A 13,174-nucleotide genomic window follows, 5' to 3' on the forward strand; every position below is an offset into this window, starting at 1 on the left:
TTATGGGGGCATGGTGCCCTCGGCCCCCTCATCCCCGGCCCTTCTCCCCCGAGGGGAGAAGGGAGATTAGCGAGCGAGCCCCTCTACCGGGACCCACGCCCCCACAGCACCACCTCAACCGTCTGCACAATGGTGAGAATATCCAGGGGCATGCTCTGATTCTTCACGTAGTACAGGTCGTACTTGAGCTTCTCGAAAGCATCTTTCTCGGAGGCACCATAGGGATAATGGATCTGTGCCCAACCGGTGAGGCCCGGCTTCACCCAGTGGCGGTGGTGGTAGTAGGGCAGCTTGGCGCCCAGGGTTTCCACAAACTCCGGGCGCTCGGGGCGTGGCCCGACGAAGCTCATGTCCCCACGAATCACGTTGAACAACTGCGGCAGTTCGTCCAGGCGAGTCTTGCGCATGAAGTGGCCGAAGCGGGTCACGCGCGGGTCCTTCTGCTGGGCCCACACGGCCTTACCGTCCTTTTCCGCGTCCATGATCATGCTGCGGAACTTGAACAGGGTGAAGGGCTGTCCGTGCTGACCGGTGCGCACTTGCTTGAAGATGACCGAGCCCTGACCCTTGCTCTCGATGAAGATGGCAATGGCGCAGACCAGCATGAAGGGCCAGGTGATCGCCAGCAGGCCCAGGCTACTCACCAGGTCCAGTACGCGCTTGGCATAGTCGCGGTAGATGCACTGACGGAAACCGCGCCCGAAGATCATGCTGGAGGGACGCAGGATATCCAGTTTGAGCAACCCGGCCTCGCGTTCGAAAAAGTCCGCCACGTCCAGCACGTTCACGCCGTGCATCTTGCAATGCATGAGTTCATCCGTGGGGAAACCGCCTCGGGGGTCGTCGTAAGCAATGACCACGTCATCAACATGATGGCGGCGGGTAAATTCGGTGAGGGATTCATCCATGTCCACCAGGCTCTCGGTTCCCACCTTGGACGAGTCGCCCTGCCCCGGGACAAAACCCACCACGGTGAAGGCCATCTGATCCGACTTGCGGCGCAACCGCAGGAACAGGCTGGCTGTGTCGCCCGCTCCCAGCACCAGCACCCGACGTTTGAAGGCCTCGTGGGACAGCACCTTGAGCATGCCGAATCGAGTGACCAGGATACCCGGTACTGCCAGGCCCAGGGCCACCGCCAGGGTGGTGGGGGCGAGCATGAGGTGGGGGAAGACATAGAACAGCATGGACATCATGACAATGGCCAGGACACCGGATGCCAGGATGCGCAGGACGGTGGCCGTGGCGCCGCCGCGAAACCCTCTGCGGTAGAGCCCCATGCTCACCATACCCACCATGCTGATGCCCACGAACAGCAGCATCTGCAGGGTACTTGCCTGCCCCGCGAAGGCCAGTTCGGTGGGGAGACTCAACTGGGTGGCGCCCAGAAAGGCCAGCGCCAGGACCAGCACCTCGAGCGTGGCCAGGAGAAGAAACGGGGTAGAGACGTCCCTTCCAAGAATGTGAAAATGGCTGTGGCGAACCCGGACGGGGCGCCTCTTGGCCTCACTTGGCCTGACCAGTCTGGGTGGTGGTGGCGGCGTACGCTTACCGGGCGCGCGCTGCTTCTCCTGAACGACGTCAGCGGTTTCCACCACGGACAACAACCGGTTTTCTGCTGGATTTCCCATAGACCCAAACCTCTCTTGCTTGGGTTAATGACTGGCGCATGTGAACCTCAGCTGAGGTCCCACGGGTCAGTCGCAAGATCGACGTTCCTGCTGTGAACGCCCCTCTATTCTTGATCCTTTTCACGAAGGTTATGTGACGTCGGTCACACTTTGCAAGCCCTACTCAAAGTGTAGTCGCATTTTTTTACAAATCCACCCTTGCACGTGAGGATAGGTCACCAAAGGAGGTTGCCGAGGCGACAAGCGGCATGAACACCCCCTTACACCCTCGGCTGAGGCGCCATCTTTCAATCACCCGGGAGCAGAACGACAAGGGGCGACCTCCGAAGTGTCGCCCCTTGAAGAGTGGATCGTGTTGGTGCCGGAGATAGGAGTCGAACCTACGACCTTGGCATTACAAGTGCCCTGCTCTACCAGCTGAGCTACTCCGGCGTGTGTTGCGAGAGGCGTTATCTTAGACCAGCACTTCGGGGTCCGCAATCAACAAGGCTATGGGCAGACCCGCGCCTGCCACTGCAGGCCGGGCCCGACTGCCGGACGCGCACCGACATCCAGGGCACGATGGATCTCCAGGTCCACCCAATAGACGGTCTGTTCCCGATATCGAGTCATCACCCGCGGCTCCAGGCCCAGGCCCTGGATCTGCACCTGACGACGCCGGGCACGCTCCTTGGACGAGAACAGCCCCAGGGACAGGCCCTGTTCATGCTCCCCCTCGGTGATCACGTAATGATCATCCACGCCCTCATCATTCAACCGCTGCCGGGCAGCCTCCGCGCCCTGAGAGCCATCATGCGGGGGCAGAATCACCCAATAGGACGCCGGTCGCGCGGCCTGCGCCGGACGAATCATCCCTCTCGCCCCGGCGGCTTCCCAGTCCAGCAGGGCCCGGCGGGCTACCAGGTCATCATCGAAAGGCCCCAGGCTGAAACACCCCCAGGTGCTGGCCTGCACCTGACTGCCCGGTGCCGGAGGCTGCTGCTCTCCCAGGCGCTGCAGCAGGGGGACATCCGGCCGGTCGACGGAGACGGGCGATATTGCCGCTGATGGCGAGGATGGCGCATCGCTCCACAGAACGAATCCGAGATATCCCAGGTTGAACAGCACCAACAGGACAAAGAGGACGCGCATCAGCCCCCCTTCCCCATCTGCGCCAGACCGGTGAAGACAAGATCCGGCAGCCACAGGACATCCCCCGTCAGATGCGGGACCAGTTGCGACGCGTCACCGCCAGTGATGAGCCGGGGTATCGGGCCAGCGCTGTCTGGCAGCAGTTGCGCGGACAAATGGTCGATGGCCGCGACAAGCCCCATCAGGGTGCCGGTGGCCACGGCATCGGCGGTACACACCGCCGGGATACAGTCCGCCCGGCCCTCCGGTAACCCGGACACCCCGGGAGCCGCACCGAGGCTACGACGCATCAGACCCAGGCCGGGAAGGATCAGCCCGCCTCGGTGATGTCCACCCTGATCAAGCCGATCCAGGGTCACCGCCGTGCCACAATCGATGATCACGGCGGACTCATGACCCAGTGCCCTGGCCCCGGCCATGGCCGCGTAGCGATCCAGGCCCAGCCGGGCGGGGTCGTGGTAGTCACTGGTAATGCCGTGCAGTGCCGGATCGGCGCTGAGGAAGCGGGGGGCGGGCCAGCCCAGATCCCGAGCCCAGGCTGCCAGGGCCTCACGAAAGGCCCTGCCGAGCACCTCCACACACAGGATCCGCGCCGGCGGGCCTCCGGCGCTCAGTGCTGTCAGGGATGACAAAAACCCGGACCAGTGGGTCCGGGCGGCACCCTCATGGGCCAGGGCGCCCTGCTCGCGCACGGCCCCCTGCGCCCACCAGGCCCATTTGAGGCGGGAGTTGCCCCCATCCAGCAGCAGTTTCATGGCCCCACCCGCAGACTCACCTCACCGGCCTCCACCCAGTTTTGCCCGCTGGCGGTCTCCACACACAGACGCCCTGCGGCGTCCACACCCTGGGCGATGCCTTCAATGGCCGGATCTCCGGCGAGGGTCACTGCCCGACCCCGGCAGACATCCCGGTCCTGCCACAGAGCCTGCCAGGCCTCGAAGCCTGGTTCCGGGTAGGTCTCCAGCATCCGGATCAGAGCCTGCAACAGGCGCCCCGCAAGCCAACTGCGATCCGGCAGGGGGTCAAGGCCCGCGCGGTGCAGGTCTGCGTAGGGCTGGTCGATGGGCAGATCCCCGGGCAGGCGCAAGTTCAGCCCCACACCCAGGATCAAGGCCCCGCCGCCGCCCCGGTTGAGGCGGCCCTCCACCAGGATGCCCCCCAGTTTGAGGCCGTCCATCTGGATGTCATTGGGCCATTTAAGGCCGAGCCCCTGTGCCCCGAGGGATTCCAGGCATTGCACCAAGGCGGCCCCAGTGGCCAGGGTGACGGTAGGGTCCGGGCCGGGCCAGGAGGCAGTGTCCCAAAGCAGTGACAGGGCCAGACCAGCACACGGCGGCATCAGCCACTGGCGACCACGACGCCCCCGACCAGCGGTCTGCACATCCGCGCAGCAGGCCAACGGGCCTCGGGCACCTTGTTGGCGAGCCCGGTCCAGCCAGGCACTGGTGGAATCCACCTGTTCCAGCACCTGGATGGGTGGGGCGGATTCAGGATCGTCAAAACCGGCCTGAATTCCTCGCTCATCCAGCACATCCAGGCGGGTATCCAGATGGATCAGACCGTGGGTATCCTCATGGAGGGCCAGCCCCAGATCGCGCAGGGTGTTGAGCCCCTGGCGCACGGTCGCCTCGGGCACCCCCAAGGCCAGGGCCAGTGCCTGAGGGCTCGTTTGCGGGCCGCGGGCCAGCACGGTAAGCAAACCGTCCGGGAAAATCGGGCGATGGTCGGGGAGCGAGGCCTGGCGCATGCGTTGCGTGTATCTTGGGTGTGTCCCTATGATCCGTGCAGGGGGATGTAAACACAATGCAGACGCACCGTTTCTCGACCTGGACACTTCCCGCCGGCCTCGCCCTGGCGATGCTGCTGGCCTGCGGGCCCGGTGTGTCGAGGGCGGACATCTATATGCACGAGGGTCGCGATGGCGTCCCGATGTTCACCGATCAACGGGACATGGGGCCGGACTACACCTTTGTGCGCCGTTACGGACGACCCACCGCCCGGCATGCCTGCCAGGGCTTGACCCGCGCCATGCTGGATCAGCGGGCCGCGGATCAGATGGGCTGGGTGATGCACTACGCCCGACATCACCGGGTGGATCAGGAGTTGATTCGGGCCATCATTACCGTGGAGTCCTGTTTCGATCGATTCGCGGTCTCCCGGGTGGGCGCCGAGGGGCTGATGCAGCTCATGCCGGGCACGGCCCGGGAAGTGGGGGTGGAGAATACCTTCGACCCCCAACAGAACATCCGCGGCGGGGTGACCTATTTCGCTCGAATGCTGGACCGCTTTGAGGGTGATCTCACACTGGCCCTGGCCGCCTACAATGCCGGCCCCGGCGCCGTGGAGCGATACGGCGGCGTGCCCCCCTTCCGGGAAACCCGGGGCTACATCGAGCGGGTGTTCAATGAGTACCGACTGCTGGGGGGGCAGCCTTAGAACTTTACACCTCCAGCCAGATCAGGCTGGCCATCCGGCCCGTTTCGCCGTCCCGGCGGTAGGAGTAGAAGCGCTCTGGGTCGCTGTGGGTGCAGGCTTCGATGCTGGCGATCTGGGTGACGCCGCAGTCATGCAGGCGGCGGCGGGCCAGGCGGTGCAGATCGGCCAGCCAGCGGCCCTGAGGGGAAGGGACAAAGGCAGCGTCTGCGCCCGGGTCGTCATCGATGAAGGCCTGGCGCACTTCGGAACCGACTTCGAAGGCTTGCGGCCCGATGCAAGGGCCCAGCCAGGCGATGACATCCATCGGCGGGCAATCGAAGGCTTCCACCGTGGCCTCCAGCACACCGGCCACCAGGCCGCGCCAGCCGGCGTGGGCAGCGGCCACCTGCCCCCCCACGCGGTCACAGAACAGCACCGGCAAACAATCCGCCGTGAGTACGGCGCACACCACGCCGGGAATGCGGGTGATGGTGGCATCGGCCTTGGGAGGCTTATCGGGATTCACTTCACGGGCCTCCACCACCTGAAAGCCGTGCACCTGATGAAGCCATGCCGGCTCATTGGGCAGGTTCAGAGCCTGGCGCAGCCGATGGCGATTCTCCATCACAGCGGCCGGGTCATCCCCGTTGCCCAACCCCAGATTCAGGCTATCGTGGGGCGGGTGGCTCACCCCACCCGCCCGGGTGGTCACCGCGGCTTTCACCCCCTGGGGGACTGGCCACTGAGGCATGATAGGCTGAGGCGTCATCACAAGAAATCCTCCCCATGGCCTTCCTCACCGGGCGGGCGGGCCACCTCCACCCGATTGCGGCCATCACCCTTGGCACGGTACAGGGCGGCGTCCGCCCTGTGGAGGGTGTCATCCGGGGAGCCATCCTCCGGGTGCAGTTCAGCCACACCAATGCTCACGGTAACCGCCATGATGGCCCCCTGATGCACCGCCGGGGTGCTCTTGATGCGTCGGCGCAGGCGCTCGGCCAGCACCCGGGCATCCTGCAGGTGGGTGCCCGGCAACAGAACCGCGAACTCCTCGCCCCCCATGCGGGCCGCCAGATCCATGTGGCGCAGGGCCGAACTGAACACCGAGGCAAAATGCCGCAATACGGCATCGCCGGTGGAATGCCCATAGACATCATTGATGCCCTTGAAGTGATCCAGGTCCAGCATCAGCACGGCGCCGCCCTGCTCCGGCTTGCGTTTGACCCGGGCCAGTTCGTCCTCGATGCGGGAAAGAAAGTGCCGACGATTGGGCAGGCCAGTGAGGAAATCCGTAGTGGCCATGCGACGCAACTCCTCCTCCATCTGCTTGCGGTCGGCAATATCCGACAGGGTGCCCACCACCCGACATGGATGGTTACGCGCGTCCCGGGAGATCGCCCGACCCCGGCTCATCACCCACACCCAGTGGCCTTCCCGATGCCGCATACGGTACTCCGCCGTATGGTGGTCGTGATCCCCCTGAAGATGCGCCTGCAACTCGGCACTGAATCGGCGCAGGTCGTCCGGATGGACCAATTTGAGCCACTGGTCAAAGCTGTGATCCAGCTCCCGATCGGTGTAACCCAAAATACCGGCAAACCGGTGACAGAATGCCACCTCGTTGGTGGCCACATCCCAGTCCCATACGCCATCTCCGGCACCATGCACCGCAAAACGCCAGCGCTGGGCCTCCAGACCACGGGCATCGGGTTGCTCCTTGTGTGAGTCCCACATCCAGTGCAGACGGGTGAAGGTGCATAGGTAGAGACCGTTACCCAGGCCCGCCATGTGCAAGATGGCCTCGCAGGGCTGCCCTTGGGCGTTACGGCATCGCACTCGATGCGCCACTGCCTCGCCGCTGTGCGGGCATTGACGAAGCCGCGATTGCAACTCGTCAGGCTCCAGCGACAACAGGAAATGGCTCAGGTCGGGCCATTGTCCTGGATCATTTTCCAACCCGAGGCATTTCCTCAACTCCGGATTCGCATCCAGAAGGCCCCCTTTTGCATCAACGAGCAATGCTGGCAAGGGTATCGCCCGGATGGGGATGCAATACCGCGTCGTTGATGACTCCGTGTAAGCGTTCACGTCCTCCCTCCTTCCTCAATCCTCCTTGAGGCGCGCGTCGCGGTGTCTCTTTGATCATGCAGAAGACGCCAGACGTCGATCGGGTCACCCCTATCGATGCAGGATAGCAAATAGGGCCCATATTCTACCCGCCAGCGTATCAAAGATACGCCAAGGGGACGTTCTTGCCTGCTTCGCGCAACCGGTTGAGCCTGACTGGCAGGGGCCCAGATACAACAAAGCCCGCTCAAGGGCGGGCCAAGTCGTTGAAGAATATGGTGGCCAGGGACGGAATCGAACCGCCGACACGGGGATTTTCAATCCCCTGCTCTACCAACTGAGCTACCTGGCCTGATTTGATCTGATCTGAACGCTGCTGGACGAGGGCGCCGCAGCGAAGGTGCGTATTAAAGCCGGACTGACCGCATTCGTCAAGTCCATGAGCGCCCTATTTGTTCGGATCAACGTAGCCCTCGGGCGTGGTGGCGCCTTCACCAAAGAAGAATTTCTCCATCTCCTCCTCCAGGAACTGGCGGGCCTTGGGGTCGATGGGGGTCAGGCGGTACTCGTTGATGAGCATGGTCTGGTGACCCATCCATTTCTGCCAGGCCTGCTTGGAGACGTTCTCGAAGATCCGCTTGCCCAGTTCACCGGGATAGGGAGGGAAGTCCAGGCCTTCGGCCTCTTCACCCAGCATTACGCATTTCACCATGCGAGCCATTGATCTCTCCGTCTTCTTGCGTGATTTGGTTCAGCAGCCGGGTCACCGGTGCAGCCAGCCCCAGGCCTGCCTGAGCCGTGTCTTTATACCAGACGCGGCCAACCGCTTCCATCACGCCTCCGGCAGGGTTTTGCACCCACACCCGAACCGGGGTGATGTGCAAGCGAAAATGCGTGAAGGTGTGCACGAAGGGTTCCATGGCCTCATGGCGCACGAGCTCGCCCCCCAGTTGTGCCTGGCACCATCCCGACGCCTCTGCCACGGACGCCACTTCGGGAAAGCCCCACAGACCACCCCATAACCCGGTGGGCGGGCGCTGCTCCAGCAGGATGCCTTGCGGCCCCTGAATGATCAGCACGCATACCTGGCGCAGGGGCTGTTTCCGACGGGGCCTGGGGGTGGGCAGGCTGGATTGCAGCCCCTGGGCACGGGCCAGGCAGTCGTCGGCTACCGGACAGGCATCGCAGCGAGGCCGGCCACGGGTGCAGACGGTGGCCCCCAGGTCCATGATGGCCTGGGTGTAGTCCGCCACACGCTCGGCGGGTGTAAGGGATTCCGCCAGCGCCCACAAACGTTTTTGCACCGCTGCCTCGCCAGTCCAGCCCTGCACGGCCCGATGGCGCGCGAGTACCCGCTTGACGTTGCCATCCAGAATGGCCTCGTGCTGCCCTCCGGACAGGGCCAGAATGGCCGCAGCCGTGGAGCGGCCGATGCCGGGCAGGGCCTCAAGTGCCTGGCGCTGCCGGGGGAACTGCCCCTGGCAGTGGTCCACCAGTTGCTGCGCCGCCCGGTGCAGGTTGCGACCCCGGGCGTAATAGCCCAGGCCCGACCAGTAGTGCAGCACCTCATCCTGTGTGGCCGCCGCCAGGGCGTGCACATCCGGGAAACGGGCCATGAAACGCTGGAAATAGGGGATGACCGTCCCCACCTGGGTCTGCTGGAGCATGATCTCCGACACCCAGACCCGGTAGGGGGTCACATCCTTCTGCCAGGGCAGATCATGGCGGCCGTGCCGGTCGTACCACACCAGCAGGCGCGCCGCGAAATCCCCCGGAGACTCAGCGCAACCGGTCAAGCAGTCGGTCACCCAACTCCTCCTGGAGTCGACCGCCCTCTTCCCGCAGGCGTTCACGCTGTTCCTCGATCACGGGATCCACCTGTTCACGGACCCGCTCCTCGGCCTCTTCCCGCACGCGGCTCTCGAACACCGAGCGCAGGTCCAGGCCGAAGCTAGGCTCGCTGAAGCTGCCACGGATGGTGATGGGCAGGTTCACGTTGCGCAGATCCGACAGGTCGCGACCACCCTGACCTTCCAGGGTCCCCACCAGGCTGGTATCCAGGCGGTAGTCCAGGCGCTCCCGGTTCAGGTCGGCTTCGCCCCGACCCCGGATACGCAGAAGCGGTGAGGCCGCCTGCAGATCATCGTTCTTCACCACGCCGTCATTGATGTTGAAGCTGCCAGTGATCTCGGTAAAGTCGGTCTGACGCGGCTCGTCGGTCTCCTCGGGAGAGCGCCCGCGCACGCGCGCCTCGGCATCGCGGATGATCTGGGCCACGTTGATGCCCTTGACGGCACCATCGGCAACGCGCATCTGCCCATTGCCGTTGAGGCCATTGATCAGGGCCTTCACCGAGTTGCCGCGGCTGGTGATGTCGAAACTCACATTCGCACCGCCGGTGACCATGGCCTTGCCGGTGAGATCTTCCAGCAGACCGCCGAAGCGGATGCCCTCCAGGGCCTGGCGGGCCTGGATGCGCGGAGTATCCTGGCGGACATCCAGGCCCAGGCTGCCATCCAGCTGCCCCTCGTAGAGGGCGGCACGGATCGATTCCACATCCAGGCGACCATCACGGGCACGCAGCTCGAGGTTCACATCCTGCAGGCTCAGGCCGGCCACCGTCAGGTTGCCCACACTCAGATCCCCCGTCACTTTCAACTCCCGCAGGCTATCCACCGGCAGTTCCAGGGGCTCGTCGGGCCAGCCATCACGGGCCTGGGTGTCATCGCTGCCACCGCCGTTGCCATCGGGATCAGCGGTCGGCGGCAGGTAGTGGTCCAGGTTGATGCGGTCCAGTTGCATGGCCATGCTGACATCGGGGCTGGCCAGATTCTTCACGGTCGCCTGCCCGGTCAGGGTGCTGTCATCCAGGGTGACGATCAACTGGGTCAGGTCCAGCACATTCCCCTGCAGGGTCAAGGCCAGATCCATGGCGGCGTTGGTGAGCACGTCAGGGTTCGCTGTTTCAGGGGGCTCGATGGCCAGCGTCTCCATCATGCGCCGCGGGCTGAAACGGCCACTGCGCAATTCGCCATGGATACGAGGCTCGGTGCTGAGTTCCGCCACCTCCACCAACCCGGTGAACTGGGTGTCGAAGGCATTGACAGTCAGACGCTCCACCTTGGCCAGGTCATTGCGCAGGTCAGCGATCAGATCCGCTTCCACCCGCGCCTCGATCGGAGCGGGCAGGGCATCGCCTGTTGCGTCCAGCTGGGCCACCATGCGGCGCAGGGCGTAACGCTGATTGGACACATCCAGCAAAAGCAGCCCTTGCAGTTCCACGCCGGTTTCCAGGTCATCCATGCGGGTCCGCATGGAGAGTTTCAGGGTGGTCTCCTCGGCCAGACGCAGGCGCCCCAGTTCCAGGTTGAACGGGTCGACGCTCATGCGCGTACCGCTTTGATCATCACGCCAGTTGAGACGGGCATCACGTACCTGTATCCCCGCCACATCCAGGCCCCGCAGGAATTCGGGCACTGCGGAGTCATCGCCAGACCGAGTCACCGGCGAGGCCTCCCCTTCCGGCTGCTCGGCGATCGCCTCTGCATCCACCAGGTCATCCCAGTTGGCGCGGCCGTCAGCGTCGCGCGCCAGGTTGAGTTCAAGCCCCTCGAGCCGGACCTGCTGTACCTGGAGTTCCCGGCGCAGCAGGGGCAGCAGGGCCACGGCTACGTCCACCTCCCCTACCCGCGCAAAGTGCGCCTCTTCGAAACCCTCGGCATTGGATAGCGTCGCCTCGCCCAGCTCCAGACCCAGTCGCGGGAACACGGACAGGCCGATGTCGCCAGAGATCACCAGGGTGCGCCCGGTCTGCTCCTCCACCACCTCGCTGATGCGGTCCTTGTAGTCGTTGGGGTCCACGGTGACCAGTAGAAAACCCACCAGCACCACGAACAGCACCAGTAGCCCGAAGAGGGCCAGCAGGCCACGCTTGATCCATTTCATTGAGTCATTACCTCGTCGGTCGCATGTACGTCGTCGATCCGCCTTACGGAACCATTCACTTGGGTCCAGCGAGCCAGCATGTTGATCAGTGTACTAAGGCCAGGGGCGTTAAAGCCATGACAGGGAGATGATCGCCTGTTCACCCTCTCCTTACAGGCAGGGATACCCCAGGAACGGGGGTGGCAGATCTGGCTTTCCTGCCAAGGCGGTGAGTACAATCCACACATACTGGCCGCTTCCCGCTGAAATCCCGCCCATGCCCGAGAAACCCGACCTGCGGCGCAAGCCTCACATCCTGTTCCTGGGCCACACCAACACGGCCCGCACCCTGGTCGCCGAGGCCTATGCCCGACAACGGATGCCCGACCTGGTGGAGGTCCGCTCCGCTGGCCTGCAGGCGGGCAAGGCACAGCCCCGTGTCATGACGGTGCTACGGGAGGAGGATCTCGAATCCCACGCCCTGGAGGCCAAGGCCCTGGATCGGGACCTGGTGGCATGGGCAGACATGATCATCACCCTGTGTACCGATCCCGCCAAGCTACCCCTGCCCGCTGCCGAGAGTTTTGTGTGCAAGAACTGGCCCATGGATCCGCCCAGCCGTTTCGCCACGGATGGGGATGATCTGGAACCCTTCAGGCGCATGCGCGATGACGTGAAGCGCCGTGTGCGCCTGCTGGCCAATTCCATGCGGCTGATGCAGCGCTGAGCCGCGTCTGTCAGCTTTTTTACGTCCGCCGCCAATCGCCGGACTGCCCGCCTGATTTGCTGACCAGGCCGATCCCCTCCATGACCATGCCCCGGTCCACGGCCTTGCACATGTCGTAGAGGGTGAGCAGGGCCACCTGCACAGCGGTGAGGGCCTCCATTTCCACGCCGGTGGGACCGGTGGTCTCCGCGGTCACGCGACAATACACGGCGGACGGTTCGGCCATGGGTTCCAGGTCCACCTGCACCCGGCTCAGGGCAATCGGGTGGCACAAGGGGATCAGATCGGCGGTGCGTTTACTGGCCATGATGGCAGCGACCCGGGCGATGCCGAGCACATCTCCCTTTTTGTGGTCACCCTGGCGGATCCGCTCCAGGGTGGAGGCCTTAAGGCGGATTCGCCCCTCGGCCACGGCCACGCGGCGGGTGGGCGACTTATGGCCCACGTCCACCATACGGGCCTGGCCGGCGGCATCAAAATGCGTGAGATCGTTCATGGATGGCATCCTGTCGGGTATGGTGCTTGGGATCAGCCAATGATTAAGCTGTGATCGAAGACTGACCGGGATCCACACGCCATGTCCATTACCGTACGTTACTTTGCCAGCCTGAGAGAGCAGCTGGGTGTCTCGGAGGCCTCGGTGCCCACCGATGGAATTCACTGCGTGGCCGATGTCTGGCAGCGCGCTCAACCGGACCGTGACCTGCCGCCCCGCGTGCTGGCGGCCCTGAACCATGCCCATGCGTCACTGGAAGATCCCGTCCGGGACGGGGATGAAGTGGCCTTTTTTCCACCAGTGACGGGGGGTTGAGATGACGGTTGTGCTGCACAGCGATCCCCTGGAGCCCTTCAGCCTGGTGAGCGAGCATGAGCGCGGCCTGGCCCCGGGAAGTTTCGGGGCCTGCGCGCTGTTCGTGGGCACCATGCGGGATTTCAACGATGGGGACAGGGTCACGGGCATGACCCTGGAGCACTATCCGGGGATGACCGAACGTGAGCTTACGCTCATCGAGGATGACGCCCGAACCCGATGGCCGATTCAGGACTCCCTGATCGGTCATCGGGTGGGCCGGATCGAGCCGGGGCAACCCATTGTGGTGGTGGCAACATGGTCGGCCCATCGCCAGGCGGCTTTTGAGGCCTGCCAGTTCCTGATGGAGGCGCTCAAGGAGCGTGCACCGTTCTGGAAGCAGGAGGAACTGGAGGATGGGGGGCGAAGGTGGGTCTCCCCTTCCCCTCACCCCAACCCCTCTCCCCAGGGGGGCGAGGGGCTCTAGTA

The 13,174-nt window shown here is 64.3% G+C and carries 14 protein-coding genes and 2 tRNA genes; 4 read left to right on the forward strand and 12 right to left on the reverse strand.

Translation table 11 applies throughout. From position 1 onward, the window contains the following. Nucleotides 1–83: 83 nt before the first annotated feature. The 5 genes from LPW29_RS04065 to LPW29_RS04085 form a co-directional block, all read right to left on the reverse strand. Nucleotides 84–1,631 carry a TIGR03013 family XrtA/PEP-CTERM system glycosyltransferase gene (locus tag LPW29_RS04065; RefSeq protein WP_238626978.1) on the reverse strand — a complete coding sequence of 516 codons (1,548 nt, stop codon included), beginning with the start codon at nucleotides 1,629–1,631 and terminating at the stop codon, nucleotides 84–86. 356 nt (nucleotides 1,632–1,987) lie between these two features. Further along, nucleotides 1,988–2,063 (reverse strand) — tRNA-Thr (locus tag LPW29_RS04070). 57 nt (nucleotides 2,064–2,120) lie between these two features. Then, the gene (locus tag LPW29_RS04075) at nucleotides 2,121–2,762 is read right to left on the reverse strand and encodes an SPOR domain-containing protein (protein WP_238626979.1); all 642 of its coding nucleotides are present in this window, start codon (nucleotides 2,760–2,762) and stop codon (nucleotides 2,121–2,123) included. Continuing rightward, complete coding sequence (locus LPW29_RS04080) at nucleotides 2,762–3,517, reverse strand: type III pantothenate kinase (protein ID WP_238626980.1); 756 nt, start codon at nucleotides 3,515–3,517, stop codon at nucleotides 2,762–2,764. The genes LPW29_RS04075 and LPW29_RS04080 overlap by 1 nt, the downstream gene beginning before the upstream one ends. Continuing rightward, nucleotides 3,514–4,509, reverse strand: a complete 996-nt coding sequence (locus LPW29_RS04085) for a biotin--[acetyl-CoA-carboxylase] ligase (RefSeq protein WP_238626981.1) — start codon at nucleotides 4,507–4,509, stop codon at nucleotides 3,514–3,516. Before LPW29_RS04085 ends, LPW29_RS04080 begins: the two co-directional genes overlap by 4 nt. A 56-nt stretch (nucleotides 4,510–4,565) precedes the next feature. Between LPW29_RS04085 and LPW29_RS04090 the strand changes: the two genes are divergently transcribed. Then, the gene (locus tag LPW29_RS04090; RefSeq protein ID WP_238626982.1) at nucleotides 4,566–5,198 is read left to right on the forward strand and encodes a lytic transglycosylase domain-containing protein; all 633 of its coding nucleotides are present in this window, start codon (nucleotides 4,566–4,568) and stop codon (nucleotides 5,196–5,198) included. A gap of 4 nt (nucleotides 5,199–5,202) precedes the next feature. Here the strand turns inward: LPW29_RS04090 and pgeF are convergent, their stop codons facing one another. The 6 genes from pgeF to LPW29_RS04120 form a co-directional block, all read right to left on the reverse strand. Continuing rightward, entirely contained in the window at nucleotides 5,203–5,946 is a 744-nt protein-coding gene (pgeF, locus tag LPW29_RS04095; RefSeq protein ID WP_238626983.1) for a peptidoglycan editing factor PgeF, read from the reverse strand. Continuing rightward, nucleotides 5,946–7,133, reverse strand: a complete 1,188-nt coding sequence (locus LPW29_RS04100) for a GGDEF domain-containing protein (protein ID WP_238626984.1) — start codon at nucleotides 7,131–7,133, stop codon at nucleotides 5,946–5,948. Before LPW29_RS04100 ends, pgeF begins: the two co-directional genes overlap by 1 nt. Before the next feature lie 387 nt (nucleotides 7,134–7,520). Then, nucleotides 7,521–7,596: transfer RNA gene (locus LPW29_RS04105), tRNA-Phe, on the reverse strand. A gap of 96 nt (nucleotides 7,597–7,692) precedes the next feature. After that, nucleotides 7,693–7,965 carry an oxidative damage protection protein gene (locus tag LPW29_RS04110; protein WP_090255571.1) on the reverse strand — a complete coding sequence of 91 codons (273 nt, stop codon included), beginning with the start codon at nucleotides 7,963–7,965 and terminating at the stop codon, nucleotides 7,693–7,695. Further along, a complete protein-coding gene (gene mutY / locus LPW29_RS04115; protein ID WP_238626985.1) occupies nucleotides 7,931–9,052 on the reverse strand; it encodes an A/G-specific adenine glycosylase in 1,122 nt (373 codons plus the stop codon). Before mutY ends, LPW29_RS04110 begins: the two co-directional genes overlap by 35 nt. Further along, the gene (locus tag LPW29_RS04120) at nucleotides 9,024–11,189 is read right to left on the reverse strand and encodes an AsmA family protein (protein WP_238626986.1); all 2,166 of its coding nucleotides are present in this window, start codon (nucleotides 11,187–11,189) and stop codon (nucleotides 9,024–9,026) included. Before LPW29_RS04120 ends, mutY begins: the two co-directional genes overlap by 29 nt. A 256-nt stretch (nucleotides 11,190–11,445) precedes the next feature. Here LPW29_RS04120 and LPW29_RS04125 point away from each other — a divergent pair, with 256 nt between their 5' ends. Then, a complete protein-coding gene (locus LPW29_RS04125) occupies nucleotides 11,446–11,895 on the forward strand; it encodes an arsenate-mycothiol transferase ArsC (protein WP_238626987.1) in 450 nt (149 codons plus the stop codon). Between the two features lie 19 nt (nucleotides 11,896–11,914). Here the strand turns inward: LPW29_RS04125 and moaC are convergent, their stop codons facing one another. After that, nucleotides 11,915–12,391 carry a cyclic pyranopterin monophosphate synthase MoaC gene (gene moaC, locus LPW29_RS04130; RefSeq protein WP_238626988.1) on the reverse strand — a complete coding sequence of 159 codons (477 nt, stop codon included), beginning with the start codon at nucleotides 12,389–12,391 and terminating at the stop codon, nucleotides 11,915–11,917. Between the two features lie 81 nt (nucleotides 12,392–12,472). On the opposite strand from moaC, the gene LPW29_RS04135 reads away from it, so the two are divergent. Then, a complete protein-coding gene (locus LPW29_RS04135; protein WP_238626989.1) occupies nucleotides 12,473–12,706 on the forward strand; it encodes a MoaD/ThiS family protein in 234 nt (77 codons plus the stop codon). A 1-nt stretch (nucleotide 12,707) separates the two neighbouring features. Next, nucleotides 12,708–13,172, forward strand: coding sequence for a molybdenum cofactor biosynthesis protein MoaE (locus tag LPW29_RS04140; protein ID WP_238626990.1), 465 nt, complete (start codon nucleotides 12,708–12,710; stop codon nucleotides 13,170–13,172). Nucleotides 13,173–13,174: the final 2 nt, after the last annotated feature.

It is taken from the genome of Ectothiorhodospira sp. 9100 (assembly GCF_022227565.1).
Lineage (GTDB): Bacteria > Pseudomonadota > Gammaproteobacteria > Ectothiorhodospirales > Ectothiorhodospiraceae > Ectothiorhodospira > Ectothiorhodospira marina.